This window comes from Pseudomonas sp. OV226, assembly GCF_003148705.1.
Classification (GTDB): Bacteria; Pseudomonadota; Gammaproteobacteria; order Pseudomonadales; family Pseudomonadaceae; genus Aquipseudomonas.
The window spans coordinates 193,346-219,899 of the sequence record NZ_QGGS01000008.1 but is presented as its reverse complement, the minus strand read 5'-3'; the positions used below and the strand labels follow the sequence as shown (position 1 = coordinate 219,899).

The following is a 26,554-nucleotide window of genomic DNA, read 5'->3' as shown; positions in this document are numbered from 1 at the left end:
CGCCCAAGGCCTTCAAGGCCAAGGACGGTGAAGATTTCAAAAACCCGGTTTCCGGTGGACCGTAAGGCTGCTCCGCTTAAGTGAACAGCATTACGGATCAACCGGGGTTTTTTCTAGTCGTCAGTGGCGCAAGGCCAAAGGCGTCTTAGCCTTTGTAGGCTGCAACCGACTTGGTGATCGCGTCACGAGCGGCGTCTGCGCCAGCCCAGCCTTCGATCTTCACCCACTTGCCTTTTTCGAGATCTTTGTAGTTCGCGAAGAAGTGCTCGATCTGCTGGATCAGCAGCGGCGGCAGATCGGTGTATTCCTTCACGTCGACGTACAGCTGGGACAGCTTGTCGTGTGGGACTGCGATGACTTTGGCATCGCCGCCGCCGTCGTCGGTCATGTTCAGGATGCCAACCGGACGGGCGCGGATTACCGAACCTGGAGCAACCGGGTAAGGGGTCACGACCAGCACGTCGAGGGGATCGCCGTCGTCAGCCAGGGTGTTCGGGATGTAACCGTAGTTGGCCGGGTAGAACATTGGGGTGGCCATGAAACGGTCAACGAACAGGCAATCGCTGTCTTTGTCGATTTCGTATTTGATCGGCGCGTGGTTGGCCGGAATCTCGATCGCGACATAGATGTCGTTCGGCAGGTCTTTGCCAGCCGGAATCTTGCTGTAGCTCATTGGGCGTTGCCCCCGTTAGTTGACCAGAAATACTTGGCCGGATTGACCAAAAAGTGGCGGCGATTATAGGCATATTCCGCCGATGACGCTATGTACCAGAGGTCGTGTAGACCTTAGTCGTGGTCCCGGTAGACCGGATCTTCAGCCAGAAGTTGCCGTAACCGGCTCAGCGGATCCTGCCGGTAGAAAAGCTTCAGTTGTTCATACACCTGTGGATAAGTCTCGTGCAGCAAATCCGGGGCGCTGAAGAAGTATTCACTGGTGACGGCAAAAAACTCGGCGGGGTTTTCTGCCGCGTACGGGTCGATGGCAGTTTCGGCATCCGGGTTGCGCTCCAGTTGCCCGTCGAGGTCATTGTAGGCCTCTTGCATCACCTTGGCCCATTCGCTGACCCGCATGTCGGGGTGCAGCGGCGGCAGGCCGTTGGCGACGCCGTTGAGCATGTCGAGTTTGTGCGCCAGTTCGTGGATCACCAGGTTGTAGCCTTCCCAGCCACCACTGGCCATTACGCCAGGCCAGGCGAGAATGATCGGCCCTTGCTGCCACGCCTCGCCACTGTGTTCGCCGTCCCACTCATGCTCCACGCCGCTGGCATCGCGATGGCGCTGGGGGCTGAGGAAGTCATCGGGGTAGAGGATGATTTCGTGAAAACCTTGATACCAGTTCAAGTCGCCCAGATTCAGCAGCGGCAATTGCGCTTGCGCTGCCAGCAACAGGCGTTGCTCCTGGTGCAGTTCGACGCCGGGCAGGGCGGTCAGGTGTTTGTCTTCGAGGAACAGCACGCAGGCTTCGCGCAACCACTGGTCTTCAGTGGCGCTGATGCCATCGAGGAAGCTCAAGTGCTGGCGCACCCGCTGCCACATGTCGTCGGCAATCGGGTGCTTGGCCAAGGTGCGCTGGCGGCGCCAGGCGCTAAGCGACCACATCGCAGTTCAGCGCGATTGGGCTTTGGACGCGGCGTTGGCGAGGCGGCTGCGGACCATGCCGATGATCATTGGAACCAGCGACAGCAGGATGATGCCCACCACCAGCAGCGACAGGTTTTTCTTGATGAACGGTACGTTGCCGAAGAAGTAACCGAGGGTCACCAGGCCGCCGACCCACAGGATCGTGCCGAAGACGCTGAAGAAAAAGAAACGCGGGTAAGGCATTTTCCCGACACCGGCGACGAACGGTGCAAAGGTGCGGATGATCGGCAGGAAGCGCGCCATCGTTACGGTTTTTCCGCCGTGCTTGTCATAGAACTCGTGGGTTTGTTGCAGGTAATCGCGGCGGAAAATTTTCGAGTTCGGGTTACTGAACAGTTTTTCGCCTGCCGTTCGACCGATGAGGTAGTTGGTGCTGTCACCGAGAATCGCCGCCAGCATCAGCAGGCCGCCGAGCAATACAGGGTCCATGCCGCCACCGGCTGCAACAGCACCCGCGATAAATAGCAGAGAGTCGCCTGGCAAGAACGGCATCACCACCAGGCCGGTTTCACAGAAAATCACCAAAAAGAGAATGGCGTAGATCCAGGCCCCGTAGTTGGTCACCAGCATGTCGAGGTAAACGTCGAGATGCAGCACGATGTCGATCGGGTTGAAATCCATATAAAGCACCTGTGGTGATGGCCCGGCTCTGCAGGCCTGTGCGGATGACTTGGTATTTAGACTACTGGTAGATGTAGTTTTTCTTACAAGCCGGAAAGGTCGCGATTATACGGACTGAAAAGTGAAAAGAGCGTTCAGTTTGTAGCGAGGGATGTCGCGGGGGGATGGATGGTTGATGCGGATTTTTTGTGGGAGCCAGGGAGGGCTCCCACAGTCGATCGGTGCGGTCAGAGTTCGTCGCTGATCGGCAGCACGTAGTTCTTGAACTCGGTGTCTTCCTTGAATCCGATGGATTCATAGGTTTTGCGCGCGACTTCGTTGTGGCTGCTGGTGGAAACACGCATGCGTACGGCATTGGTTTCCTTGGCCATCTTCTTCGCGGTGCGGATCAGGTTATCGGCCACCAACTGGCGGCGGGCATCTTCGGCGACATAGATGTCGTTGAGGATCCACACGCGTTTAAGCGAAAGGGACGAAAAACTCGGATACAGCTGACAGAAACCCATCAGTTTGTTGCTGTCGTCATCGGACAGCGCGAGATAAATCACCGATTCCTTGCGACGCAGGCGCTTTTCGAGAAAGGCACGCGACGAGTCCGGGTAAGGCAGGGATCCATAAAACTCACGATACTTCACGAACAGTGGGGCCAGAAGGTCCAGGTGCTCGAGGGTCGCTTGAATAATCCGCATGGTAGGTCTCGTCTTCAAATGGCTGTCTTACGTTGATGACGGCGATGGGAAACCCGGGCGGCCGTTCGTCGATCCTGCCTGAAACCGGCGCGCAAACGCAATGCGGAAACGGTTCAGGCATCAGGCTGACCCAACAGGAAGTTTCGTTTCAGGTCCGCGCGGGTGTCCGAATCCAAGGTCTGGAGTTGCGCTTCATCCTTTAGATTGACCCCCGACAACTGTCTGCGACAGGCCTCGCGCATCAAATACACCAAGCGGTGAGCGGCCATGCCATAACTCAGCCCTTCGAGCCGGACGTTGGAGATGCAATTGCGAAAAGCATCCGTCAGCCCGACCTTTGGATTGTAGGTGAAATATAAACCCAGGCTGTCTGGCGAGCTGAGTCCAGGGCGTTCGCCGATCAGAATCACCGTCATTTTCGCCCCCATCAGCTCACCGATTTCGTCGGCCACCGCGACGCGGCCCTGTTCCACCAGCATCACCGGCGATACGGACCAGCCTTCGGCCAGCACCTGTTCCTCCAGGCGCTTCAGAAACGGCAGGGTATGGCGATGAACGGCCAGTGCCGACAGCCCATCGGCCACCACGATGATCAGATCGACCCCGCCGGGATTGGCCGCTGCATAATTGCGTAGCGTCTGCGCCGACGGATCACTCAGTTTTCGGCCCAAATCAGGGCGTTGCAAATAGCTGTTGCGGTCTGCGGCGGCGCTGTGCAGCAACACACTGGCGCGTCCGATCTCAGCCAATTGCGTGCTGAGCCCCGCGTGGTCGAACGGCAAATGCACCGCGTCCCGCGCCTGCGCATGGGCGTACTGGAAATCCAGTTGAGCGCTGGTCGGCATGCTCGTGCCAGTGCGGCCCAAGGCAATGCGCGCCGGTGTCAGGCGGCGCAACCCCAGCAGCGGGTTTTGTGGATCAACAGTTGGCTTGTCCATAAAAGCACTCATCCCAGTTGCGCCATCGCTTGGCGGAAGGCCGGTGGCAGGCGGTCGCCGAAGTGAATCTTGCCGTCGGCCTGGGTAAAAATGCCCATTTTTGCCAGCCACTGTTCGAATTCCGGTGCCGGTTTCAGTCCCAGCGTCTGGCGGGCGTAGAGGGCATCGTGGAACGAGGTGGTCTGGTAGTTGAGCATGATGTCGTCGGAGCCGGGGATGCCCATGATGAAGTTGATCCCGGCCACACCCAGCAGGGTCAGCAGGGTGTCCATGTCGTCCTGGTCGGCCTCGGCGTGGTTGGTGTAACAGATATCGCAACCCATCGGCACGCCCAACAGCTTGCCGCAGAAGTGGTCTTCGAGGCCGGCACGAATGATCTGTTTGCCGTTGTAGAGGTATTCCGGGCCGATAAATCCTACAACCGTGTTCACCAGGAATGGCTTGAAATGTCGTGCCACCGCGTAGGCGCGGGTTTCACAGGTTTGCTGGTCGATACCGTGGTGGGCGTTGGCTGACAGCGCGCTGCCCTGCCCGGTTTCGAAATACATCAGGTTCTGGCCCAGTGTGCCGCGATTAAGGCTCAAGCCGGCGTCATAGCCTTCGCGTAAAACGTTCAGATTGATGCCAAAACTGGCGTTCGCCGCTTCGGTGCCGGCGATCGACTGGAACACCAGGTCCAGCGGAACACCGCGATTGATCGCCTCGATCGATGTGGTGACATGGGTCAGCACGCAGGCCTGGGTCGGGATTTCGTAGCGCTGGATGATCGCGTCGAGCATTTCCAGCATGGCGCAGATAGAGGCGATGCTGTCGGTGGCCGGGTTGATGCCGATCATCGCGTCGCCGTTGCCATACAGCAGGCCGTCGAGAATGCTCGCGGCAATACCGGCGGGCTCATCGGTGGGGTGGTTGGGTTGCAAGCGGGTGGATAACCGGCCACGCAAGCCCAGGGTGCCGCGAAACTTCGTGACCACGCGGATCTTCTGTGCCACCAGGACCAGGTCCTGGACGCGCATGATTTTCGACACGGCGGCCACCATTTCCGGCGTCAGGCCGGGGGCGAGTGCACGCAGGCTCAGTTCATCGGCAGCGTCGCTGAGCAGCCAGTCGCGAAAACCGCCGACAGTGAGGTGGCTGACCACGGCGAAGGCGTGTGTGTCGTGAGTGTCGATGATCAGTCGGGTGACTTCATCGGCCTCGTAGGGAATCAGTACTTCCTGCAGGAAATGCGTCAGCGGGATGTCAGCCAGGGCCATCTGCGCGGCCACCCGCTCGCCATCATTGAGCGCAGCGACGCCCGCCAGGAAATCACCGGAGCGCGCCGGACTGGCCTTGGCCATGACGTCCTTGAGGCTCTCGAAGCGATAGGTCAGAGCGCCGATGGAGTGGGCAAATGCGGCCATGGGACAGTGTCCTCCTGATTCTGAAATGATGACCTGTAGGAGCAAGGCTTGCCCGAGAGGGCATCTCCGCGGTGTAGCTGTCCGATCGCAGTGATGCCCTCTCGGGCAAGCCTTGCTCCTACAGGGCAGGGTTGTCGACCCCAAATAGGGCAGGCGCCGGGGGATTGGCCCGGCGCCGGTGCATCTCAAATACCTTCGAGCATCGCGTCGGCTGGCGCATCGGCGCGTTGCCTGGCGGTCAATTGGAAATACAGGTAGCCGGCCGCCATGAAGCCGAGAAACACACACCCGATCAGCGTGTTGAACCAGGCCATCGCTACCAGGCACACCACCGCCAGAAACAGCGCAATCCCCGGCACGATCGGATAGCCCGGCGCGCGGAAGGTGCGTTCCAGGTTCGGTTCGGTTTTACGCAGTTTGAACAGGCTCAGCATACTGATGATGTACATCACAATGGCACCGAATACCGACATGGTGATCATCGCCGCCGTCAGGGTCATGCCTTGCAGGTTGACCAGGCCATCGCTGTAAATCGCCGCAATACCGATCACGCCGCCGGCCAAAATGGCCCGGTGCGGGGTCTGGAAACGCGAGAGTTTGGCCAGGCTGCTTGGCAGATAACCGGCACGCGCCAGGGCGAAGAACTGACGGGAGTAACCGAGGATGATCCCGTGGAAGCTCGCCACCAGGCCGAACAGGCCAATCCAGACCAGCATGTGCATCCACGTGGAGTTGTTGCCGACCACGGCTTTCATCGCCTGCGGCAGCGGGTCGTTGATGTTCGACAGTTGGCGCCAGTCGCCGACGCCGCCGGCCATGACCATCACGCCGATGGCCAGGAACACCAGGGTCAGAATGCCGCTGACGTAAGCCTTGGGAATCGTGCGTTTCGGGTCCTTGGCCTCTTCGGCTGCCATTGCCGCGCCTTCAATTGCGAGGAAAAACCAGATCGCGAAGGGAATGGCGGCGAAGATGCCGGGAATGGACGCGATCGTGAACTCGTTGGAACCCGACCAGCCATTGAGCACAAAGTTGCTGAAGCTGAAACCGGGCGCCACCACGCCCATGAACACCAGCAACTCGGCGACCGCCAGCACGGTGACCACCAGTTCGAAGGTCGCAGCGATGCTGACCCCGAGGATGTTCAGGCCCATGAACACGAAATACGCACCAACCGCCGCGATTTTCGGATCAAGTTCCGGGTATTGCACGTTGAGGTAGGCGCCGATGGCCATGGCAATGGCCGGTGGCGCAAAGACGAATTCAATCAGGGTGGCGATGCCGGCGATCAATCCGCCTTTCTCACCAAACGCCCGCCGGCTGTAGGCAAAGGGCCCGCCAGCGTGGGGAATTGCGGTCGTCAGTTCAGTGAAACTGAAGATAAAGCAGGTGTACATCGTCGCCACCATCAGGGCGGTGACGAGAAACCCCAGTGTTCCTGCGGTGCCCCAGCCGTAACTCCAGCCGAAGTACTCGCCGGAAATCACCAGGCCGACGGCTATGCCCCATAGATGCAGGGTGCCGAGTGTGGGTTTGAGCTGTGTAGAAGAAGTCATAAGTCCTCGCTGTCTTTTTTATTGTTTGATCTTTTGGACTTGCGGTACGACGTTTCAGGTGAGAAGCGGGCACGCAAAGCCCGTGCCAGAGCGGCCAGGGCAATGTTCGGTGTGTTATTGAGGACGCCATCGCTGGCAAGCCATGCTCCTGTAGGAGCCGAGCTTGCTCGCGATGGCCGTTACGCGATATCGCGCCGGGTTAGAAGAAGCCCAGCGGATTGATGTCGTAGCTCACCAGCAGGTTTTTGGTCTGCTGATAGTGATCAAGCATCATTTTGTGGGTTTCACGGCCGACGCCGGACTTTTTGTAGCCACCGAACGCGGCATGCGCCGGGTACAGGTGGTAGCAGTTGGTCCACACACGACCGGCCTTGATGGCACGGCCCATGCGGTAGGCGCGGTTGATGTCGCGGGTCCAGAGGCCGGCCCCCAGGCCGAACTCGGTGTCGTTGGCGATGGCCAAGGCTTCGGCTTCGTCCTTGAAGGTGGTGATGCTCACCACCGGGCCAAAGATTTCTTCCTGGAACACGCGCATTTTGTTGGTGCCCTTGAGCAGGGTCGGCTGGATGTAATACCCGGTCGCCAGGCTGCCCTCGAGTTTTTCTATCTTGCCGCCGGTCAGCAGCTCGGCGCCTTCGCCCTTGGCGATTTCCAGGTACGAAAGAATTTTGTCGAATTGCTGCTCGGATGCCTGGGCGCCGACCATGGTGTCGGTGTCCAGCGGGTCGCCACGTTTGATCGACAGGACTTTTTTCATCACGACTTTCATGAAGTCGTCGTAGATAGACTCTTGCACCAGCGCGCGGGACGGGCAGGTACAGACTTCGCCTTGGTTGAAGAAGGCGAGCACCAGGCCCTCAGCGGCTTTTTCGATGAAGGACGGTTCGGCCTTCATGATGTCTTCGAAGAAGATGTTCGGCGATTTGCCGCCCAGTTCCACGGTGGACGGAATGATGTTTTCGGCAGCGCATTTCATGATGTGCGAGCCGACCGGGGTCGAGCCGGTGAACGCGATCTTGGCGATGCGCTTGCTGGTGGCCAGCGCTTCGCCGGCCTCTTTGCCGAAGCCTTGCACGATGTTCAATACGCCGGGTGGCAGCAGGTCGCCGATCAGCTCGACCAGCACGGTAATGCCCAGCGGAGTCTGCTCGGCAGGCTTGAGCACTACGCAGTTACCGGCGGCCAGGGCCGGGGCGAGTTTCCAGGCGGCCATCAGGATCGGGAAGTTCCACGGGATGATCTGCCCGACTACGCCCAGCGGTTCATGGATGTGATAGGCCACGGTGTTGCCGTCGATCTCGGCGGCGCTGCCTTCTTGGGCGCGGATGCAACCGGCGAAGTAGCGGAAGTGGTCGGCAGCCAGTGGGATGTCGGCGTTGAGGGTTTCGCGAACGGCTTTGCCGTTGTCCCAGGATTCGGTGATTGCCAGCAGTTCCAGGTTTTGCTCGATGCGGTCGGCGATTTTCAGCAGCACCAGCGAGCGCGCCTGGGCGGACGTGGCGCCCCAGGCATCGGCGGCGGCATGAGCAGCGTCCAGGGCCTTGTCGATGTCTTCGGCGGTGGAACGTGGGAATTCGGCAATCGGTTGGCCATTCACTGGCGAGGTGTTGGTGAAGTACTGACCTTTGACAGGCGCGACGAACTCGCCGCCGATGTAGTTACCGTATTTGGCCTTGAACGAAACGATAGCGCCTTCAGTACCGGGGTGAGCGTAACGCATGATGTTGTCTCCTTGGCTTTTGTATTTATAAGAAGAGGCGCATGTGCGCTTGCTTTAAGCGTAGAGCAAGGGTCGGGCCAGCGCCTTGCATGTCAGGCAAATCAAGGCCTTGCGCGGTTTTTGTCGGACAGGCGGGCGGCGCCTGTGACGGTTTCGGTACAGCGTGCGTGACACTTTGTACCGCTAGTGGCACAGCCTGTGACTGACGGGTCTTGCCAGCATTGCAATGCAGGCTAGGCTGGAGGATGCTCGGACTCGCGCACTCTGTAGCAGCTGCCGAAGGCTGCGTCAGAGTGCGAAGCGCTCTCTTGGATTTGGCACTGAAATACGGGATACCGGTTTACGACCGCTTCGCGGCCGGACGCAGCCTTCGGCAGCTGCTACACGGGGCGAGCCAGACCCTGCGGGGAGAATAATAAGAAATGCACGACAATCATTTGAGTCGCCATGCCCAGCAAGTCTTGACCGTTACCCAGGGCAAATCGCACCTGCGCGGTCCCGGCAGCGATCCGTCCATTGCCCGTTCCTGGCTGCGTTGTCTTGAGGACTATCACCTCGACCCGGCCTTGACCATGGCGCCGACGGTGCTGGAACACGGTCGAGTGCTGGAAAGCCGTGAACGCTTGCAGCAAGTGCTGCACATCGCCGGCAATGAAATGACCAGCCTCCACCAACAGCTTTCCGGCGCTGGCCATGCCGTGTTGCTGACCGACGCCCGTGGCGTGATCCTCAATTGCGTCACCGCGCCCGCCGAGCGCAAGATTTTCGAGCGCGCCGGCCTGTGGCTCGGCGCCGACTGGAGTGAAGCCTGCGAAGGCACCAACGGCATCGGCACCTGCCTGGTGGAGCGGCAGTCGCTGACCATCCATCAGGACGAACATTTTCGCGGACGCCATACCGGCCTGACCTGTTCGGCGAGCCCGGTGTTCGATCCCCATGGCGAACTGCTGGCGGTGCTCGACGTGTCTTCGGCGCGCCACGATGTCTCCCGGCAAAGCCAGTTTCACACCATGGCCCTGGTCAATCTGTCGGCGAAGATGATCGAGAGCTGCTATTTCCTGCGCTACTTCGACAATCAATGGTTGTTGCGCTTTCATTTGCAGGCCGAATCCGTCGGGCTGTTCAGCGAAGGGCTGCTGGCGTTCGACGGAGAAGGGCGGATCAGTGCAGTCAACCAGAGCGCGCTGAACTTGCTGGGGCATATTCGCGGCGGCTTGCTGGGTAAGCCGGTAGAGGCGTTTTTCGACTGTTCGCTGGATGAGCTGCTCGGCCGCGCGAGTGTCAACGCCAGTGCCAGTTGGCCGTTGCGCACCCGAGACGGGCGAAGTCTGTTTGCCGTTTTGCGCGGGCAGCCACGCAGCATTCCGGTGCCTGTTGTGCAAAGCCCGGTACTTGCCGAACGTGCGCCGCTGTCAGACATCTGTCTCGGTGATACGGCGTTGCAAGAGGATTTTCGCAAGTCACTGAGGGTGTTCGAGCGCGACGTGCCGCTGCTGATCAACGGCGAAACCGGTTCCGGCAAAGAGGCATTCGCCAAAGCCGTGCACCAGGCCAGTCAGCGCTCAGAAAAAGCCTTCGTCGCCCTTAACTGCGCGGCCATTCCTGAAAGCCTGATCGAGAGTGAGTTGTTTGGCTATCGCGGTGGCAGTTTCACCGGTGCGCGCAAGGAAGGCATGCGTGGCAAGTTGCAGCAGGCCGATGGCGGAACACTGTTCCTCGACGAAATCGGCGACATGCCCCTGGCCCTGCAGACCCGGCTATTGAGGGTGTTGGAGGATCGACAGGTGGTGCCGATTGGCGGGGAGCCGGAGGCGGTCAACGTACGAATCATCAGTGCTACGCACCGTAATCTGTTGGAACGGGTGCAGGACGGCGGCTTTCGTGAGGATTTGTATTACCGGCTCAATGGGCTGGAAGTTGCGTTACCGGCGCTAAGGGATCGCAGTGATAAATCCCAATTGCTCGACTTCTTGCTGGAACAAGAGACGGGCGGTGAAGCGGTGCAGATCGATGCGGCAGCGCGTCAGGCGTTGCTGGGCTTCAACTGGCCGGGGAATGTGCGGCAATTGCGTAACGTGTTGCGCACACTGGCCGCGCTGTGTGAGAACGGGAAGATCGGGTGGGAGGATTTGCCAGCGATGATTCGACAGGCGCGGCCGGCGCCGGTGATGACTGTTGAAGCATCGTCGGATCATCCGCTGGACGATGCCGAACGGGTGGCGTTGTTGAATGCGCTGGAACACACGCGTTGGCACATGACGCATACCGCCGAGCAGTTGGGGGTCAGCCGAAATACGCTTTATAGAAAGCTGCGTAAACACGGCATCGCCCGCTAAATCGCGTCGCCCCCCATCGCGGGCAAGCCCGCTTCCACAGGATTTTCGGTGACCTGTGGGGGTGGGCTTGCCCGCGATGGCGTCTGTGAGACCGAAACACAAGGTGCGATTTTTCCCTCCCTACGCTAACCTGCGGCCATGTTTTACGAGGTCGACTATGCACATTCATATTCTGGGTATCTGCGGCACCTTCATGGGTTCGATGGCGGTTCTGGCCAAGGAGCTGGGCCATCACGTCACCGGTTCCGATGCCAACGTCTATCCGCCGATGAGCACACAGCTTGAAGCTCAAGGCATTGAGTTGACCCAAGGCTACGATCCTTCCCAGCTCGATCCGGCTCCGGATCTGGTGGTGATCGGCAACGCCATGTCACGCGGCAACCCGGCCGTCGAGTACGTACTGAACAAAGGCCTTCCTTACGTTTCCGGCCCGCAGTGGCTGGCCGATCACGTGCTGCAAGGTCGTTGGGTGCTGGCCGTTGCCGGTACTCACGGCAAAACCACCACTAGCAGCATGCTCGCCTGGGTGCTGGAGCACGCGGGCATGAGCCCCGGCTTCCTGATCGGCGGTGTGCCGCAGAATTTTTCGGTGTCGGCGCGTTTGGGCGGTACGCCGTTCTTTGTGATCGAAGCCGACGAATATGACAGTGCATTCTTCGACAAGCGTTCCAAGTTTGTTCACTACCGCCCGCGCACGGCGATCCTGAACAACCTTGAGTTCGATCATGCAGATATCTTCCCCGACCTGCCGGCTATCGAGCGACAGTTCCACCATCTGGTGCGGACCATTCCAAGCGAAGGCCTGGTGATCCATCCGACCACCGAACCGGCGTTGCAACGTGTCATCGACATGGGCTGCTGGACCCCGGTGCAAACCACCGGCGCGGGCGGCCAATGGCAGGTCAAGCTGCTCAGCGAAGACGGTTCGAAGTTTGAAGTGATGTTCGAAGGCGTCGCCCAAGGTGTGGTCGAGTGGGACATGACCGGCCAGCACAACGTCGCTAACGCATTGGCTACGTTGGCGGCGGCGCGTCACGTCGGCGTGGTGCCATCGATGGGCATTGCTGCATTGAGCGCGTTCAAAAGCGTCAAGCGCCGCATGGAAAAAGTCGCCGAAGTGCGCGGGATCACCATCTACGACGATTTCGCCCACCATCCGACCGCTATCGCCACCACCCTTGATGGCCTGCGCAAACGCATCGGCGACGCGCCGTTGATCGCGATCATCGAGCCGCGCTCCAACTCGATGAAGCTGGGCGCGCACCGAGACGGTTTGCCGGAAAGCGTGGTCGACGCCGATCAAGTGATCTGGTACGCACCCGCCAACCTCGGTTGGGACCTGGCCGGCACCGCCGCGCTGTGCACCGTGCCATCGATTGTCAGCGACTCGCTGGAAGGCATCATTGAGCGCGTGAAAAGCCAGGCGCAGCCCGGTACTCACGTCGTGATCATGAGCAACGGCGGCTTCGGCGGCCTGCACGGCAAACTCGCCGAGGCCCTGCGATGAGCAGTGGTCCGGATCGCGTCACGCTGGCCATGACCGGCGCTTCCGGCGCTCAGTACGGTTTGCGTTTGCTCGATTGTCTGATTCGTGAAGACCGCGAAGTGCACTTCCTGATTTCCAAGGCGGCGCAACTGGTGATGGCCACGGAAACCGACGTTACGCTGCCGGCCAAACCGCAGATGATGCAAGCCTTCCTCACTGAGTACACCGGTGCAGCGGCCGGGCAAATCAAGGTCTATGGCAAGGAAGACTGGATGTCGCCGGTGGCTTCGGGCTCCGGCGCGCCTGCGGCAATGGTGGTGGTGCCGTGCTCCACGGGGACGCTGTCGGCCATTGCGACCGGTGCCTGCAACAACCTGATCGAGCGTGCCGCCGACGTGACCCTGAAAGAGCGTCGTCAGTTGATTTTGGTTCCGCGTGAGGCGCCGTATTCGAGCATCCATCTGGAGCACATGCTCAAGCTGTCGAACATGGGCGTGACGATATTGCCGGCCTCGCCAGGCTTCTATCACCAGCCGCAGACGATTGATGACCTGATCGATTTTGTCGTGGCGCGGATTCTCAATCTGTTGAACATCCCGCAAGACATGCTGCCACGCTGGGGCGAACACCATTTGAGCAGCGATGAATAAGCTGCTGATTACTCTGCTGGCATTGCAACTGACGGGCTGCGCCACCGCGCGCACCCTTGATGCGGCCAAACCCGGAGCACCCCTGGTGTATGCGGGGACGCGTCTGGATTTGTACGCCATGAACGGCGGATGCTGCGCCAAGGACCGCTTTGGTGCAGACGCGCCGAGCTATCCCGGCGTTGATCTGCCGGCCAGCGCGTTGCTCGACACGCTGCTGTTGCCGTTGTCGGTGCTGACGGTAATCGGGGTGAGTTTTCAGGCGACGGGCGGGTTGTAGCAAGAGGCTATTGTGGCGAGGGAGCAAGCTCCCTCGACACAGATTTGCGGATTATTTACCGAGCTTGCGCAACTCATCCGACTCCACAATCCGCACTCCATCTTGCTCTTCCAGCGCCAACCGCCACATCGCGCGCGCCAGTTGGCAGGCTTCGATGCCGTGGTATTTGCCGGGGATCAGGCGTGACAGTGGACCGGCGATTTTCTCGCCCAGGCGTGGCGCGACACGATCACCCAGCAGCAGAGAAGGGCGGCAAATGGTCAGTTGCGGCCAGTCCTGCGCACGCAATGCGTGTTCCATCTCGCCTTTGACCCGGTTGTAGAAAACCGAGGATCTGCGATCGGCGCCCAAGGCGCTGATCACGATCAGGTGGCGTGCGCCCATTTCCCGCGCACGCTTGGCAAACGCCACGACCATGTCCAGGTCAACCGCACGAAACGCGGGTTCCGAGCCAGCCTGCTTGATGGTAGTGCCGAGGCAGCAGTAGGCAATGTCGACGCGACCTTGCAGCTGTGGAAGAAACACCTCCGGATCGCCGACAGGGTTTTCCAGGTGCGGGTGTTTGGCGAGTGGACGGCGTGAAGGGGCCAAAACCCTTGAGATCGTTGGCTCATTGAGCAGGCGATCCAGCAGATGTTCACCGGTCAGCCCGGTAGCTCCGGCAATCAAGACATGCTGAGGCGTCAAGTACATAGTGTTTCTCCCTTGATACTGTTCAGCTTAGTTGCTCTTTGTATCCTTGCTGTCGATAGAGACACTTTGTAGTGCTTTTCGTGCCTGCTGCTTGCGTAACAACTGCCAGTGAGAGAGGACGGTTTTCGGCGCCCAGATCTGCGGCTCGGAGGCTTCGAAGCTGTCGGCCAGTTCGCGCTCGGCGACGGTGGCCTTGGCCAGTTTGAAGGCTTGCTCCAGGTCATCGGTCTGGTTCAATGCCTGGGCGAACAATGCGTCGCCGAAGTAGGTGAAATTGGCTTCTTCGGCGCAGCCGAAGGACACACGGTCTGCCCGCGACGCGGTCATGATCAGGGTGCGCTCGTCCTTGAGAGCGGGAATGAAACCGCCGGAATAGCAGGACGAAATCACAATGATCTTGTCGCGATTTTTCAAGGGAGCAAGCACTGCGGCGAGTTCGTCGGCCGGCAGGTCGGCCAGCTCCATGCGCGGTTGATCGAGCACCAGTTGATGTTCGCTGGTGCCGTGGCTGGTCAGGTAAATGAAAATCAAGTCTTCCGGGCCGCTGCGCTCAGCCAGGGTAGCGGCAGCGCGGCGCAGGTTTTCCCGGGTAGCCATCGGGCGGTCCATTAGGTGGTCGCGGTGATTTACCAGGCGGATTTGCCCGAACGCGCCGAAGCGGCTGCTGAGCATGTTGCTGACGTAATCGGATTCGCGCAGGAACACGCTTTGCTTGCCGTCGCCGCCCAGGGTCAGGGTGTACAACTCGACGGCTGGAGTCGAGGCCGGCACGTTGAGCAGGGCGTCCTCGAGCAAGCGGCCTTGAGCCAGCAAGCCGAGCTCCAGGCTGTCAGGCAGCAGCTTGCCGTCGGCGTCACGTACGCGCTGGCCATTGAGCCATGTGCCGCTTTGCACGGTGCCGTCGGTGAGCACCAGCGTGCCGCGTCCCGAGTAACTGTCACTGTCAAATTGACCGGTGTAGAAGCTGCCGTCCGGCAGGTTCAATCGACCTTGGCCGGTGAAGCGCCAATCACTGAACTGGCCGGTGTAATGGCTGCTGTCGGAGCCGATCAACTCGCCCTTGCCGTTCAGGGATCCTTCCTTGAATTGACCGAGCCAGACATCGCCGTCGGCATTTTCGTAGCGGCCCTTGCCGTGCAGTTGATTGTTCTTGAAACCGCCGACATAGATGTCGCCGTCGGCGCTGTTGAAAGTCCCGTTGCCTTCCAGCTGACCGTTGACAAAGTGCCCGGTGAATTGATTGCCGCTGGCGTCGCCGCGCTGGCCTTCCCCGTTGGGTTTGCCGTGGGCGAACTGACCCTGGTACGAGCTGCCGTCATCGAGTTCGAGACGACCGAGCCCTGAATATTGATCGGCCTTGAATTCGCCGCGATAGCTCATGCCGTTTTCTTTGAGCGTGCCTTCACCCTCGCGCCGGCCGAGTTTGAAACCGCCGGTGTAGCTGCTGGCCGGTGTGGTCAGCGAGCCCTGGCCGTCGAACAGGCCCTGATTGAACAGCCCGCGATAGACCTCGCCATTGCTGCCATGCCATTCGCCCTGGCCGTGCCATTGCCCCTTGTCGAACTCGCCGGCGTACCAGCTGCCATTCGGATAGTCGATGCGGCCCTGGCCTTGCAGCAAACCATTGACCAGATCACCGCGATAGCGCCCGCCATCCGGCAGGCGGGCATCCGGGGGCAACAGCGATTCGCCATCGCCGCAAGCAGTGAGCAAAAGGGTCAGGGCAAGGAGTGCAAGTGAGCGCATAGCGGGATCCGGGCAATTAGGCGAGCGAGTATGCCGCAGCTATGTGTCGTATATATAGAGAGGGGTGCGAAACAGCGTGAGCTGCTTCGCATCCGCGAGGGTTACACGAAACAGAGGGACAGGGGTTCTGCGATATAGGCCGGTTTGTCCGAGCCTTCTATCTCAAGGGTGGTAGTTGCTTTGAGCAGCCATTGACCGGGTTTTTTCTCGATGACGTCGGTCAAATCAACTTTGAGGCGCACTTTCGAATTGACCTTGACCGGTTGAATAAAACGCACGCTGTCGAGGCCGTAGTTGACCACCATCTTCACGCCTTCGGGCATGACGAGGATGTCTTCCATCAACTTCGGGATCAGTGACAGCGACAGGAATCCATGTGCGATGGTGCTGCCAAATGGCGTTTGCGCGGCTTTGACCGGGTCGACATGAATAAACTGATAGTCACCTGTGGCTTCTGCGAACAGGTTGATCCGCTCCTGATCGATGGTGAGCCATTCGGAACGTCCGAGTTCCTTGCCGACATAATCTTTGAGCTCTGCAACGGGAACCTGGGGCATTGAGACTCTCCTTGTGTTTCATCGGATTTATAGTTTTTCGGGTGGGGGGATTTGACCTCCCTGCGAACCACTGTAGATCAACATGGCCGATTGCTCCGGTCAACTGACCATGCTTTTGGCGAATGCCGATCCATAGCGTTGACGTGCTTATAATACGCGGCCCCTTTTTGGGTGGGGCGAGCGCGGGAGATGCCGGATGTTGTTACGTGGCCTGACCTGGCTGGTGCTGTTCCAATTGCTGGGCACAGCCATCAACCACTTGTTTTTACCGGTGCTGCCGGGGCCGATTGTCGGCTTACTGCTGTTGCTGGTGTATCTGATTTCACGCGGGCAAGTCGGCGAACCGCTGAGCCTGGCGGCCAGCAGCCTGCTGCGGTACTTGCCGTTGCTGCTGGTGCCGCCGGCCGTGGGCGTGATGGTGTACGCCAAGGATATTGCCGCCGATTTCTGGGCCATCGTCGGTGCGTTGGTGTTGTCGCTGCTGCTGTCCATGGCGTTTGCCGGGGTGCTGATGCAACGCATGGTCAAGCGCCATGCCCATCGCGGAGATGACCAATGACCCTTGATTGGCACGGCGCACTCGACTCGGTGATCCATCATCCGCTGTTCGGCATCGGTATTACATTGGGTGCTTATCAACTGGTGCTGGCGGCTTTTGAGAAAACCCGCTGGATCTTTTTGCAGCCGGTGCTGGTCTCCATGTTGGTGGTGATCGGTGTCCTGCTGACCTGCGGCCTGACCTACGCGGAGTACCGCAAGAGCACCGAGATCCTCAGCATCCTGCTCGGACCCGCAACGGTTGCACTGGCCGTGCCGCTGTACCTCAATCTGCGAAGGATTCGGCAGTTGTTCTGGCCGATATTTACTACGCTGGTGATAGGTGGCGTGGTGGCCACGGGCATGGGCGTGTTGCTGGGGTGGTGGTTCGGTGCCGAGCACATGATCCTGATGACCATGGCGCCGAAGTCGGTAACGTCGCCGATTGCCATGCTGGTGGCCGAGCAGATCGGTGGTGTCGCGGCGCTGGCGGCGGTGTTCGTGTTGATCACTGGCGTGATCGGTGCGATCTTCGGCCCTGGTCTGTTGACGCGGCTCGGTGTGCGCAGCCCGGAAGCGCGCGGCATGGCATTGGGAATGACGGCCCATGCGGTCGGCACTTCGGTAGCCCTGCAGGAAAGTGAAGAGTGCGGCGCCTTTGCGGCGCTGGCGATGAGTCTGATGGGTGTGGCCACAGCGGTGTTCCTGCCGTTGGCGGTGTCGATGGTGGTGTAAGGAAATGTCTATGAACTTACCGCTTTTCCCGCTGAACACGGTGCTGTTTCCTGGCTGCATCCTCGACTTGCAGATCTTCGAAGCGCGCTACCTGGACATGATCGGCCGCTGCATGAAACAGGGCGGCGGCTTCGGTGTGGTGTGCATCCTCGACGGCGAAGAAGTCGGCATCGCGCCGGCAGGGTATGCCTTGGTGGGGTGCGAAGCGCGGATCACCGATTTCAAACAGCAGGACAACGGCTTGCTGGGTATTCGGGTGCAGGGCGGGCGCCGTTTCCAGGTTTTGCGCACCGAGGTTCAGCGTGATCAGTTGACCGTCGCTGAAGTCGAATGGCTGGAAGACGAACCCGAGCAACCCTTGCAGGACGAGGACGCCGACCTGGTTGCGTTGCTCAAGGCCTTGGCCGAACACCCGATGGTCGAGGCCCTGAACATGGGGACCGAGGCAACCGGGCAGCAGTCGCTGGCCAATCAACTGGCGTACCTGCTGCCATTTGCCGAGGTCGACAAGATAGACCTGCTGCAACTCGACGATCCGCAGCAACGGCTGGATGCGATTCAGGCGTTGCTGGATGAGTTGCAGGGTGAGTTGTTTGCCTGATCAGTAGGCATACCGCAACAACGTATGTGGCAAATGCCGCAACACAAAGAACCCGAACAACGCCACCAGTACTGGCAGCACCAGCCACCAGACCTTGGGTGGCATGGCATTGAGTGGCGCCTTGCGCTGAGTCAGCCACAAGCTCGCCGCACACACGGCCGCCGCCAGCATCGCACCCGCCAGTACATCCGTCGGCCAATGCGCGCCCAGATACACCCGCGACAGGGAAATTGCCAGCGCGGGCAAGCAGCCCAGCATCAACCAGGTCAGGCGCATCCGTGGCGGTTGCCCTCGGCCCGCCAGTACGGCGAGGGTCAGGAACAGCGCGAAAGAGCCGGAGGCGTGACCGCTGGGCATGCTGTAACTGGTCAACGGATCACTCAACACTTCCGGGCGCAGGCGGGCGAAAAAGTGTTTGGTTGCGGTGTTGGCCAGCGCGGTGCAGAGCAGGGTGCTGCCGGCGAAAATCGCCTGGCGCCATTGCCGCGCAATCAGCAAAAGGCCGGTCAGCAGCGCGCTGAATACCAGCATGTTGCGAAATTCGCCAATCAGTGTGAAGACGACGGCGACTTCGTCGAGCATCGGGCCGCGGTGTTCCTGCACCAGGGTCATTACGCCTTGATCGAGTGCGGTCAGGTGCGGGTAGCCGATGAACAGTCCCACCAGAATCAGAAAACTCATGCCGGCAATCAGCGTCGTCGCCTGGCGATGGCGGCGCAGACTGCTGGTGACGCTCAAGCCCACCAAGACGGCAATACTGCCTGCGACGATCCCGGCTTCAGGCCAGAAACCTTCCGGCAGTGGCAGGCGAATCGCCGCCCCTGTGGCCCAACCGGGTAGCAAATAGGCAACACTCCAGCCAGCGGCGGCCAACACGCTGACTGCGGCAAAGCGCGGAAACGGCATGTCGAACATCCCGGCGACCATCGGCAGCATCGGTCGCAACGGCCCGATGAAGCGCCCGACCAGCAGGCTGGCGATGCCATAGCGTTGGAAATAGGACTCGGCGCCGGCGATCCACTCGGGGTGATGACGCAACCCCGGCAAACGACGGATATTCTGGTGGAAGTGCCGGCCGACGAAGTACGAAACAATGTCACCCAGCACACCGGCAACGAACCCCAGCAACAGCGTTTCACTCAGTGACAACGCACCGCTCCCGGCCAATACCGCCACAGCAAACAGCAACACTGTGCCGGGTACGATCAGTCCGGCAATTGCCAGGCATTCCACAAAAGCCACGATGAACACTGCTGCAGCCAGCCATTGCGGATTAGCCGCCAACCAGCCGGTCACGCTATCGAGCCATGGGCCCATAAAAAACAACTCCATCGAACGTTCAATTGGCCACAGGTGGGCAAATACAATTTAAGCAACACCACAGAATCCCTGTGGGAACTGCTTTGCATCAAGATTTCGCTACTGTCATGGCAGCAAAAAATAATCGCGACCTTCGACCTGTCCCCGGCGCAGAGGGTTGCGTGTGCAATACGGCGCGTAGGCCGCATCGACAAAGCGGTACATCAAGTGTTCATCGCGTCCGTGAGGGATGCCCAGGCGCGTGGTCTGGATGATGTGGGTGGGCGCCGGGCCGATGTCTTCGACCAGCAGCACGTCGTGGTCGAAGCGCTTGGCATCCCAGACCGGCACCTTCAAACCCAGCGACTTGCAGAGCAATGTTTGCCCGGCACACAGCTTTTGCGAGGGACGAGGGCGGCCCTGTGCATCGGGGTTGTTCAGCAGCATTTGCGCCAGACTCGCCGGCCCGCTCAATTCATCGACCCATGGATAGGCCGATTTGATCAGCACCGCGTTGCCGGGGCCTTGGGCGCTGAAGTTCAGGGAGTCGCCGCCGCGGGCGTAATACATATAGATGTGGCCGCCATCCAGAAACAAAGCCTTACGCTTTTCTGTGTAGCCGAGGGAGGCGTGACTGCCTTTTTCTTCGAAGTAATAGGCTTCGGTCTCGATAATCCGGGCGCTGAGCCACAGGTCGCCGACTCGATGGCGGATGACTTTACCGAGTAGATCCCGGGCCAGCGTTTGCGCGTCGCGGTCGAAAAACGCATCCGGGAGCCCGGTGGGCCGGCTCGCAGCGGACGCTCGAACAGTCAGGTTGGACATGATGAACGGCGTTTATCAGGGCTGATAGAGCGGTGATGATAACAATTTGCAGCTTAATCACGGCTGAACGTCGGCAAATTGCTCTTGATTTCGACCATCCGCCCGTCACCGCTGTTAGTCGGGGGACGCGACAGCTATAATCTGCCGCTTTACTCTTTACCAAGACCTTAGCAAAGACCACTCCAGACCATGACTGAGTCCGTTCTTGACTACATGACCCGCCTGGGCCGCGCTGCTCGCGAAGCCGCTCGCGTCATCGGCTGTGCCAGCACCGCGCAGAAAAACCGCGCCTTGCAAGCCGCCGCTGATGCGCTGGACGCTGCACGCGCCGAGTTGACGGCGGCCAATGAACTGGATTTGGCCGCTGGTCGGGCCAATGGTCTTGAACCGGCCCTGCTGGAGCGTCTGGCGCTGACCCCGGAACGCATCGACGGCATGATCGTCGGTTTGCGCCAGGTAGCTGCATTGCCGGACCCGGTAGGCGCGATCCGCGACATGAGTTTCCGTCCGTCGGGCATCCAGGTTGGAAAAATGCGCGTGCCGCTGGGCGTGATCGGGATCATCTACGAATCCCGTCCCAACGTGACCATCGATGCCGCCAGCCTGTGCCTCAAATCCGGCAATGCAACCATCCTGCGTGGCGGTTCCGAGGCGATCCACTCCAATCGCGCCATCGCCGCCTGCATCCAGCGCGGCCTGGCTGAAGCCGAACTGCCTGGCGCTGTGGTGCAAGTGGTCGAAACCACCGATCGTGCCGCCGTTGGCGCGCTGATTACCATGCCGGAATACGTCGATGTCATCGTGCCCCGTGGTGGCCGTGGCCTGATCGAGCGCGTCAGTCGTGACGCCCGCGTGCCTGTCATCAAGCACCTGGATGGTATTTGCCACGTCTACGTCAGCCCTCACGCCGATCTGGCGAAAGCCCAGCGCATTGCGTTCAACGCCAAGACCTACCGTTATGGCATTTGCGGCGCGATGGAAACGCTATTGGTCGATCAAAGCGTTGCCAAAGATTTCCTGCCATCGATGGCTGCCCAGTTCCGCGAAAAAGGCGTCGAGCTGCGCGGTTGCGAGCGCACGCGGGCGATTATCGATGCTGCGGCGGCGACCGAAGACGACTGGACCACCGAATACCTGGCACCGATTCTGTCGATCCGCGTGGTCGACGGCCTCGATCAGGCCATCGACCACATCAATCGGTACGGCTCCCATCACACCGACTCGATCGTCAGCGAAAACCTCGCTGATACCCGGCGTTTTGTGGCGCAAGTCGATTCATCGTCGGTCATGATCAACACGCCGACATGCTTCGCCGATGGCTTTGAATACGGATTGGGTGCCGAGATTGGCATTTCTACTGATAAGCTGCACGCCCGCGGCCCGGTGGGCCTCGAAGGTTTGACGTGCGAGAAGTACATCGTGGTCGGTGATGGCCAGTTGCGCGGCCAGGCGTCGGTCTGACTTGAGCGACCTCGCCCCGACAACCCCAGCCACCGCCGACACGCCTCAACCTCGGCGCATTGGCATGCTGGGCGGCACGTTCGACCCGGTGCACATCGGCCATTTGCGCAGTGCGCTGGAAGTCGCCGAGTCGCTGGCGCTCGATGAGTTGCGTCTGACACCCAGTGCCAGGCCTCCGCATCGTGATACGCCGCAAGTGTCGGCAAAAGACCGTCTGGCGATGGTCGAGTGCGCGGTGGCCGGTGTGGCGCCGTTGGTGGTGGACGCCCGCGAATTGCAGCGGGACAAACCGTCCTACACTATCGATACCCTGGAATTGATGCGTGCCGAACTGGCCGCGCAGGACCAGGTATTTCTACTTCTGGGCTGGGACGCATTTTGCGGCCTGCCCACTTGGCACCGCTGGGAAGAGTTGCTCCAGCATTGCCACATCCTGGTGCTGCAACGCCCGGATGCCGACAGCGAACCGCCGGATGCCTTGCGCAACCTGCTGGCAGCGCGCTCGGTGAGCGACCCGCTGGCCCTCAATGGGCCGAGCGGACAGATTGCATTCGTCTGGCAGACACCGCTCGCGGTATCCGCCACCCAGATCCGTCAACTGCTGGCCAGCGGTAAGTCGGTACGTTTCCTGGTGCCCGACGCGGTCCTGGCCTACATCGATGCGCACGGACTTTACCGTGCGTCGAACTGAAAAGAGGCGCGCTTCAAGGCACGTGACCACGTGTATCGAAGCCCCCGAACATACGAGCAAAACGAGTTTTATATGACTGACAAAGACGTAGCTAAAGTAAAGCGCAAAGGCACATTCAAGAGCGCCCCGCTGCCAGAAGTAGTTCCAACCGGCGCACCACTCGCTGGCGAAGAGCTGGTCAAGGTTGCCGTAGCGGCCCTGGAAGACGTCAAGGCCCAGGACATTCAGGTGATCGACGTTCGTGAAAAGCAGAGCATCACTGACTTCATGATCATCGCTACCGGTACCTCCAACCGCCAGATCGGCGCGATGCTGGACAAGGTCCGCGAAGCGGTCAAGGCTCAGGGTGTCAAGCCGCTGGGTGAAGAAGGCAAGGGCGACAGCGACTGGGTCCTGCTGGACATGGACGATGTCATCGTTCACATGATGACCGCCTCGGCTCGCCAGTTCTACGACCTGGAGCGTCTGTGGTCCGGCGCAGAGCAGAGCCGTGCTCTGAACGCGGCCCACCACAGCCCGGAAAACACCCACGAGCATTTCATCAAGCTCAACAAAGACCAGCAATAAGGGCCCGCTGTGCGACTGCGACTGATCGCCGTCGGTTCACGGATGCCCAAGTGGGTGGAAGAAGGCTGGCATGAATATGCCAAGCGTCTTCCGTCCGAGCTGGCGCTGGAACTGGTGGAAATACCGCTCAATACCCGTGGCAAGAACGCCGACGTGGCGCGCTTCATCCGTCAGGAAGGCGAAGCCATGCTGGCCAAAGTCGGGCCGAACGAGCGTATTGTCACTCTCGAAGTCCACGGCAAACCCTGGAGCACTGAGCAGCTGGCGGTCGAACTCGATCGCTGGCGCCTGGACTCGCGCACGGTCAACTTCATGGTCGGCGGCCCCGAAGGGCTGGCGCCGGAAGTCTGTGCCCGAGCCGATCAGCGCTGGTCATTGTCGCCGTTGACGTTGCCGCACCCATTGGTGCGAATTCTGATCGGCGAACAGCTGTACCGTGCCTGGACAGTCCTGTCCGGCCACCCATACCACAAGTAGTTCTGCCCTCATGTCTCAGCCGATTCGCATCAAGGACCACGAAAAAGACGCCCGTCTGGTGCGTGGTCGCGTCGTGTTCGGGGCAATTGCGGTCGTAACGCTGATCTGCGTACTGATTGCGCGGCTGTATTTCCTTCAGGTGATCCAGTACGAGTACCACTCGACCCTCTCGGAAAACAACCGCGTCCATGTGCAGCCGATTCCGCCCACGCGCGGGTTGATCTTCGACCGCAATGGCGTGGTAATCGCCGACAACCGACCCAGCTTCAGCCTGAGCATGACCCGCGAACGCTCTGGTGAATGGCAACAAGTGCTCGACGTGATCGTCCAGGTGCTGGAGTTGACTCCAGAGGATCGGGTGATTTTCGAGAAGCGCATGCGGCAGGGGCGCCGGCCGTTCGAGCCAGTACCGATCCTGTTCGAGCTGACCGAAGAACAGATCGCCCGTATCGCGGTGAATCAGTTCCGTCTGCCGGGCGTGGAAGTGGTCGCGCAGCTGGTTCGTCACTATCCGCAGGGTGCGCATTTTGCGCACTCGGTAGGTTATATGGGGCGGATCAACGAGAAAGAGCTCAAGTCTCTGGATCCGGTGAGTTACAGCGGCACCCATCAAATTGGCAAAACCGGCATCGAACGCTTCTACGAACCCGAGCTGCACGGTCAGGTCGGTTACGAGGAAGTCGAAACCAACGCTCGGGGCCGCGTATTGCGCGTGCTCAAGCGTACCGATCCGATTCCTGGCAAGGACATCGTCCTGAGCCTGGACATCAAATTGCAGGAAGCCGCCGAGACCGCACTTGGCGGACGTCGTGGTGCCGTCGTGGCACTGGACCCAAAAACCGGTGAAGTGCTGGCGATGGTCAGTCAGCCGAGTTTCGATCCGAACCTGTTCGTCACCGGCATCAGCTCCAAGGCCTATTCCGAGCTGCGCGACTCCATCGACCGGCCGCTGTTCAACCGCGTGTTGCGCGGCCTGTACCCGCCGGGTTCGACCATCAAGCCGGCGGTGGCGATTGCCGGTCTGGATTCGGGGGTGGTCACCGCTTCGACCCGAGTCTTCGACCCCGGTTACTACATGCTGCCCAACTACGATCACAAATACCGTAACTGGAACCGTACGGGTGATGGTTACGTGGATCTGGACACGGCAATCATGCGGTCCAACGACACCTACTTCTATGATCTGGCCCACAAGCTGGGGATCGACCGGTTGTCGTCGTACCTGGGCAAATTCGGCATTGGCCAAAAGGTCTCGCTGGACATGTTCGAAGAGTCGCCGGGCCTGATGCCGTCCCGTGAATGGAAACGTGCGACGCGGCGCCAAGCGTGGTTCCCGGGTGAAACCCTGATTCTGGGGATCGGGCAGGGCTACATGCAATCCACGCCATTGCAGCTGGCCCAGGCCACTGCGCTGGTGGCCAACAAAGGCGTGTGGAACCGGCCGCACCTGGCCAAGACGGTTGAGGGCGTGAAGCCCAAGGATGAAAACCCGATGCCGGACATCGTCCTGCGCGATCCGTCCGACTGGACCAAGGTCAACCACGGCATGCAGCAAGTGATGCACGGCGCTCGCGGTACGGCGCGCAAGGCCTCGATCGGCGCGCAATACCGGATCGCCGGTAAAAGTGGTACGGCCCAGGTGGTCGCGATCAAGCAGGGCGAGAAGTACGACCGTTCCAAAGTGCAGGAACGCCACCGTGACCACGCCTTGTTTGTCGGCTTTGCGCCGGCCGACAACCCGCAAATCGTGGTGTCGGTCATGGTCGAGAACGGCGAGTCCGGTTCCGGGGTCGCCGCGCCTGTAGTGCGTCAAGTCATGGATGCCTGGCTCCTGGACCAGGACGGCCATCTCAAAGCCGAGTACGCCAGCCCTATCAGTGCGGAGGCTACGGCCCGTGAAGAATAATTTCGACCGCATGCTCTCCAGCGAGGATGTGATGCGTCGCCGTGCGACGCTGTTGCAGCGCCTGCACATCGATGGCCCGTTGTTGATTCTGCTGCTGACCCTCGCCGCCGGCAGTCTGTTCGTGCTGTATTCGGCCAGCGGAAAGAGCTGGGACCTGCTGGCCAAGCAAGCCACTTCGTTCGGCATCGGCCTGGTGTCGATGATCGTCATCGCGCAGTTCGAACCTCGTTTCATGGCGCGTTGGGTGCCGGTCGGTTATGTGCTGGGTGTGCTCTTGCTGGTGGTGGTGGACGTCATGGGCCATAACGCCATGGGGGCCACGCGCTGGATCAACATCCCCGGCGTGATTCGCTTCCAGCCGTCGGAATTCATGAAAATCCTGATGCCGGCCACCATCGCCTGGTATTTGTCCAAGCGCACCTTGCCGCCGCAGCTAAAGCACGTAGCGGTCAGTCTGTTTCTGATTGGTTTGCCGTTCATCCTGATCGTGCGTCAGCCGGACCTTGGTACCTCGCTGCTGATCCTGGCAGGCGGTGCGTTCGTTCTGTTTATGGGTGGTTTGAAATGGCGCTGGATCATCAGCGTGCTGGCGGCGGCCGTACCGGTGGCCGTGGCGATGTGGTTTTTCATCATGCACGACTACCAGAAGCAGCGAATCCTGACCTTCCTTGACCCTGAGAGCGATCCGCTGGGCACTGGCTGGAACATCATTCAGTCCAAAGCTGCCATCGGTTCGGGTGGCGTGTTTGGCAAGGGCTGGCTGCTGGGCACCCAGTCGCACCTGGACTTCTTGCCGGAAAGCCACACCGACTTCATCATTGCGGTCATGGGTGAAGAGTTCGGGCTGGTCGGCATTTGTGCGCTGCTGCTGATTTACCTGCTGCTGATCGGTCGCGGGTTGGTGATCACCGCCCAGGCCCAGACATTGTTCGGCAAATTGCTTGCGGGCAGTTTGACCATGACGTTTTTTGTTTATGTTTTCGTCAACATCGGTATGGTCAGTGGCCTGTTGCCGGTGGTAGGGGTGCCGTTGCCGTTCATTAGCTACGGAGGAACTTCGCTGGTGACGCTGCTGTCAGCGTTTGGGGTTTTGATGTCGATCCATACCCATCGTAAGTGGATCGCACAGGTTTGAATAAGGT

26 protein-coding genes are annotated in these 26,554 nt (G+C 60.1%); 13 read left to right on the top strand and 13 right to left on the bottom strand.

From position 1 onward, the window contains the following. Nucleotides 1–145: 145 nt before the first annotated feature. The 8 genes from ppa to exaC all read right to left on the bottom strand — a co-directional run bounded on the left by ppa (nucleotide 146) and on the right by exaC (nucleotide 8,568). Complete coding sequence (gene ppa / locus C7534_RS16195) at nucleotides 146–673, bottom strand: inorganic diphosphatase (protein ID WP_008052339.1); 528 nt, start codon at nucleotides 671–673, stop codon at nucleotides 146–148. 113 nt (nucleotides 674–786) lie between these two features. Then, nucleotides 787–1,599 (bottom strand): zinc-dependent peptidase, encoded by an 813-nt coding sequence (locus C7534_RS16190; RefSeq protein ID WP_109786359.1) that lies wholly within the window; start codon nucleotides 1,597–1,599, stop codon nucleotides 787–789. 6 nt (nucleotides 1,600–1,605) lie between these two features. Further along, entirely contained in the window at nucleotides 1,606–2,262 is a 657-nt protein-coding gene (locus C7534_RS16185) for a DedA family protein (RefSeq protein WP_109786358.1), read from the bottom strand. A 227-nt stretch (nucleotides 2,263–2,489) separates the two neighbouring features. Continuing rightward, nucleotides 2,490–2,951, bottom strand: coding sequence for a GNAT family N-acetyltransferase (locus C7534_RS16180; protein WP_046028751.1), 462 nt, complete (start codon nucleotides 2,949–2,951; stop codon nucleotides 2,490–2,492). Nucleotides 2,952–3,064: 113 nt separating this feature from the next. After that, a complete protein-coding gene (eutC, locus tag C7534_RS16175) occupies nucleotides 3,065–3,889 on the bottom strand; it encodes an ethanolamine ammonia-lyase subunit EutC (RefSeq protein ID WP_177412247.1) in 825 nt (274 codons plus the stop codon). A gap of 8 nt (nucleotides 3,890–3,897) precedes the next feature. Beyond that, nucleotides 3,898–5,292: an ethanolamine ammonia-lyase subunit EutB gene (locus C7534_RS16170; protein WP_109786356.1), complete on the bottom strand. Its 1,395-nt coding sequence runs from the start codon at nucleotides 5,290–5,292 to the stop codon at nucleotides 3,898–3,900. A gap of 185 nt (nucleotides 5,293–5,477) precedes the next feature. Next, the gene (gene eat / locus C7534_RS16165) at nucleotides 5,478–6,848 is read right to left on the bottom strand and encodes an ethanolamine permease (protein ID WP_109786355.1); all 1,371 of its coding nucleotides are present in this window, start codon (nucleotides 6,846–6,848) and stop codon (nucleotides 5,478–5,480) included. A 199-nt stretch (nucleotides 6,849–7,047) separates the two neighbouring features. Beyond that, on the bottom strand, nucleotides 7,048–8,568 hold the full coding sequence (exaC, locus tag C7534_RS16160; protein ID WP_077431199.1) for an acetaldehyde dehydrogenase ExaC: 1,521 nt from the start codon (nucleotides 8,566–8,568) through the stop codon (nucleotides 7,048–7,050). A 422-nt stretch (nucleotides 8,569–8,990) separates the two neighbouring features. Between exaC and C7534_RS16155 the strand changes: the two genes are divergently transcribed. From C7534_RS16155 to C7534_RS16140, 4 genes are all read left to right on the top strand, one after another. Further along, the gene (locus C7534_RS16155; RefSeq protein WP_109786354.1) at nucleotides 8,991–10,904 is read left to right on the top strand and encodes a sigma-54-dependent Fis family transcriptional regulator; all 1,914 of its coding nucleotides are present in this window, start codon (nucleotides 8,991–8,993) and stop codon (nucleotides 10,902–10,904) included. A 157-nt stretch (nucleotides 10,905–11,061) separates the two neighbouring features. Beyond that, nucleotides 11,062–12,411 (top strand): UDP-N-acetylmuramate:L-alanyl-gamma-D-glutamyl-meso-diaminopimelate ligase, encoded by a 1,350-nt coding sequence (mpl, locus tag C7534_RS16150; protein ID WP_046028742.1) that lies wholly within the window; start codon nucleotides 11,062–11,064, stop codon nucleotides 12,409–12,411. Beyond that, nucleotides 12,408–13,040, top strand: coding sequence for a flavin prenyltransferase UbiX (gene ubiX, locus C7534_RS16145; RefSeq protein WP_046028741.1), 633 nt, complete (start codon nucleotides 12,408–12,410; stop codon nucleotides 13,038–13,040). Before mpl ends, ubiX begins: the two co-directional genes overlap by 4 nt. After that, nucleotides 13,033–13,317: a YceK/YidQ family lipoprotein gene (locus C7534_RS16140; RefSeq protein ID WP_046028738.1), complete on the top strand. Its 285-nt coding sequence runs from the start codon at nucleotides 13,033–13,035 to the stop codon at nucleotides 13,315–13,317. Before ubiX ends, C7534_RS16140 begins: the two co-directional genes overlap by 8 nt. Before the next feature lie 51 nt (nucleotides 13,318–13,368). On the opposite strand, the gene C7534_RS16135 is transcribed toward C7534_RS16140, so the two are convergent. From C7534_RS16135 to C7534_RS16125, 3 genes are all read right to left on the bottom strand, one after another. Continuing rightward, a complete protein-coding gene (locus C7534_RS16135; RefSeq protein ID WP_109786353.1) occupies nucleotides 13,369–14,010 on the bottom strand; it encodes an oxidoreductase in 642 nt (213 codons plus the stop codon). Between the two features lie 27 nt (nucleotides 14,011–14,037). After that, a complete protein-coding gene (locus tag C7534_RS16130; protein ID WP_109786352.1) occupies nucleotides 14,038–15,756 on the bottom strand; it encodes a C13 family peptidase in 1,719 nt (572 codons plus the stop codon). 101 nt (nucleotides 15,757–15,857) lie between these two features. After that, entirely contained in the window at nucleotides 15,858–16,313 is a 456-nt protein-coding gene (locus C7534_RS16125; RefSeq protein ID WP_046028734.1) for a MaoC family dehydratase, read from the bottom strand. 196 nt (nucleotides 16,314–16,509) lie between these two features. Between C7534_RS16125 and C7534_RS16120 the strand changes: the two genes are divergently transcribed. From C7534_RS16120 to C7534_RS16110, 3 genes are read left to right on the top strand one after another with little or no spacing between them, the layout of a single operon-like run. Continuing rightward, complete coding sequence (locus C7534_RS16120; RefSeq protein ID WP_046028732.1) at nucleotides 16,510–16,872, top strand: CidA/LrgA family protein; 363 nt, start codon at nucleotides 16,510–16,512, stop codon at nucleotides 16,870–16,872. Beyond that, the gene (locus tag C7534_RS16115) at nucleotides 16,869–17,585 is read left to right on the top strand and encodes an LrgB family protein (RefSeq protein WP_046028731.1); all 717 of its coding nucleotides are present in this window, start codon (nucleotides 16,869–16,871) and stop codon (nucleotides 17,583–17,585) included. Before C7534_RS16120 ends, C7534_RS16115 begins: the two co-directional genes overlap by 4 nt. Nucleotides 17,586–17,595: 10 nt before the next feature. After that, a complete protein-coding gene (locus C7534_RS16110; protein WP_046028730.1) occupies nucleotides 17,596–18,186 on the top strand; it encodes an LON peptidase substrate-binding domain-containing protein in 591 nt (196 codons plus the stop codon). Here C7534_RS16110 and C7534_RS16105 read toward each other — a convergent pair whose 3' ends face one another. Together C7534_RS16105 and C7534_RS16100 are read right to left on the bottom strand one after the other, a co-directional pair. Next, nucleotides 18,187–19,503, bottom strand: coding sequence for a bifunctional DedA family/phosphatase PAP2 family protein (locus tag C7534_RS16105; protein ID WP_109786363.1), 1,317 nt, complete (start codon nucleotides 19,501–19,503; stop codon nucleotides 18,187–18,189). It lies immediately after the preceding gene. Between the two features lie 108 nt (nucleotides 19,504–19,611). Further along, complete coding sequence (locus C7534_RS16100; protein WP_109786351.1) at nucleotides 19,612–20,310, bottom strand: DNA-3-methyladenine glycosylase; 699 nt, start codon at nucleotides 20,308–20,310, stop codon at nucleotides 19,612–19,614. Nucleotides 20,311–20,499: 189 nt separating this feature from the next. Between C7534_RS16100 and C7534_RS16095 the strand changes: the two genes are divergently transcribed. From C7534_RS16095 to rodA, 6 genes are all read left to right on the top strand, one after another. After that, nucleotides 20,500–21,771, top strand: coding sequence for a glutamate-5-semialdehyde dehydrogenase (locus C7534_RS16095; RefSeq protein WP_077431203.1), 1,272 nt, complete (start codon nucleotides 20,500–20,502; stop codon nucleotides 21,769–21,771). Then, nucleotides 21,740–22,462 carry a nicotinate-nucleotide adenylyltransferase gene (gene nadD, locus C7534_RS16090; RefSeq protein WP_077431204.1) on the top strand — a complete coding sequence of 241 codons (723 nt, stop codon included), beginning with the start codon at nucleotides 21,740–21,742 and terminating at the stop codon, nucleotides 22,460–22,462. The genes C7534_RS16095 and nadD overlap by 32 nt, the downstream gene beginning before the upstream one ends. 72 nt (nucleotides 22,463–22,534) lie before the next feature. Then, nucleotides 22,535–23,029, top strand: a complete 495-nt coding sequence (gene rsfS / locus C7534_RS16085; protein WP_046028725.1) for a ribosome silencing factor — start codon at nucleotides 22,535–22,537, stop codon at nucleotides 23,027–23,029. A gap of 9 nt (nucleotides 23,030–23,038) precedes the next feature. Next, entirely contained in the window at nucleotides 23,039–23,506 is a 468-nt protein-coding gene (gene rlmH / locus C7534_RS16080; protein WP_003185785.1) for a 23S rRNA (pseudouridine(1915)-N(3))-methyltransferase RlmH, read from the top strand. 10 nt (nucleotides 23,507–23,516) lie between these two features. Next, the gene (gene mrdA, locus C7534_RS16075) at nucleotides 23,517–25,412 is read left to right on the top strand and encodes a penicillin-binding protein 2 (RefSeq protein ID WP_046028724.1); all 1,896 of its coding nucleotides are present in this window, start codon (nucleotides 23,517–23,519) and stop codon (nucleotides 25,410–25,412) included. Between the two features lie 31 nt (nucleotides 25,413–25,443). Beyond that, complete coding sequence (gene rodA, locus C7534_RS16070; RefSeq protein WP_046028876.1) at nucleotides 25,444–26,547, top strand: rod shape-determining protein RodA; 1,104 nt, start codon at nucleotides 25,444–25,446, stop codon at nucleotides 26,545–26,547. The last annotated feature ends 7 nt before the right edge of the window (nucleotides 26,548–26,554 follow it).

Excerpts from the sequence above, each read along its gene's own strand:
- ppa (WP_008052339.1), bottom strand. The coding sequence starts at position 673 with ATGAGCTACAGCAAGATTCCGGCTGGCAAAGACCTGCCGAACGACATC.
- C7534_RS16190 (WP_109786359.1), bottom strand. The coding sequence starts at position 1,599 with ATGTGGTCGCTTAGCGCCTGGCGCCGCCAGCGCACCTTGGCCAAGCAC.
- C7534_RS16185 (WP_109786358.1), bottom strand. The coding sequence starts at position 2,262 with ATGGATTTCAACCCGATCGACATCGTGCTGCATCTCGACGTTTACCTC.
- C7534_RS16180 (WP_046028751.1), bottom strand. The coding sequence starts at position 2,951 with ATGCGGATTATTCAAGCGACCCTCGAGCACCTGGACCTTCTGGCCCCA.
- eutC (WP_177412247.1), bottom strand. The coding sequence starts at position 3,889 with ATGGACAAGCCAACTGTTGATCCACAAAACCCGCTGCTGGGGTTGCGC.
- C7534_RS16170 (WP_109786356.1), bottom strand. The coding sequence starts at position 5,292 with ATGGCCGCATTTGCCCACTCCATCGGCGCTCTGACCTATCGCTTCGAG.
- eat (WP_109786355.1), bottom strand. The coding sequence starts at position 6,848 with ATGACTTCTTCTACACAGCTCAAACCCACACTCGGCACCCTGCATCTA.
- exaC (WP_077431199.1), bottom strand. The coding sequence starts at position 8,568 with ATGCGTTACGCTCACCCCGGTACTGAAGGCGCTATCGTTTCGTTCAAG.
- C7534_RS16155 (WP_109786354.1), top strand. The coding sequence starts at position 8,991 with ATGCACGACAATCATTTGAGTCGCCATGCCCAGCAAGTCTTGACCGTT.
- mpl (WP_046028742.1), top strand. The coding sequence starts at position 11,062 with ATGCACATTCATATTCTGGGTATCTGCGGCACCTTCATGGGTTCGATG.
- ubiX (WP_046028741.1), top strand. The coding sequence starts at position 12,408 with ATGAGCAGTGGTCCGGATCGCGTCACGCTGGCCATGACCGGCGCTTCC.
- C7534_RS16140 (WP_046028738.1), top strand. The coding sequence starts at position 13,033 with ATGAATAAGCTGCTGATTACTCTGCTGGCATTGCAACTGACGGGCTGC.
- C7534_RS16135 (WP_109786353.1), bottom strand. The coding sequence starts at position 14,010 with ATGTACTTGACGCCTCAGCATGTCTTGATTGCCGGAGCTACCGGGCTG.
- C7534_RS16130 (WP_109786352.1), bottom strand. The coding sequence starts at position 15,756 with ATGCGCTCACTTGCACTCCTTGCCCTGACCCTTTTGCTCACTGCTTGC.
- C7534_RS16125 (WP_046028734.1), bottom strand. The coding sequence starts at position 16,313 with ATGCCCCAGGTTCCCGTTGCAGAGCTCAAAGATTATGTCGGCAAGGAA.
- C7534_RS16120 (WP_046028732.1), top strand. The coding sequence starts at position 16,510 with ATGTTGTTACGTGGCCTGACCTGGCTGGTGCTGTTCCAATTGCTGGGC.
- C7534_RS16115 (WP_046028731.1), top strand. The coding sequence starts at position 16,869 with ATGACCCTTGATTGGCACGGCGCACTCGACTCGGTGATCCATCATCCG.
- C7534_RS16110 (WP_046028730.1), top strand. The coding sequence starts at position 17,596 with ATGAACTTACCGCTTTTCCCGCTGAACACGGTGCTGTTTCCTGGCTGC.
- C7534_RS16105 (WP_109786363.1), bottom strand. The coding sequence starts at position 19,503 with ATGGGCCCATGGCTCGATAGCGTGACCGGCTGGTTGGCGGCTAATCCG.
- C7534_RS16100 (WP_109786351.1), bottom strand. The coding sequence starts at position 20,310 with ATGTCCAACCTGACTGTTCGAGCGTCCGCTGCGAGCCGGCCCACCGGG.
- C7534_RS16095 (WP_077431203.1), top strand. The coding sequence starts at position 20,500 with ATGACTGAGTCCGTTCTTGACTACATGACCCGCCTGGGCCGCGCTGCT.
- nadD (WP_077431204.1), top strand. The coding sequence starts at position 21,740 with ATGGCCAGTTGCGCGGCCAGGCGTCGGTCTGACTTGAGCGACCTCGCC.
- rsfS (WP_046028725.1), top strand. The coding sequence starts at position 22,535 with ATGACTGACAAAGACGTAGCTAAAGTAAAGCGCAAAGGCACATTCAAG.
- mrdA (WP_046028724.1), top strand. The coding sequence starts at position 23,517 with ATGTCTCAGCCGATTCGCATCAAGGACCACGAAAAAGACGCCCGTCTG.
- rodA (WP_046028876.1), top strand. The coding sequence starts at position 25,444 with ATGCGTCGCCGTGCGACGCTGTTGCAGCGCCTGCACATCGATGGCCCG.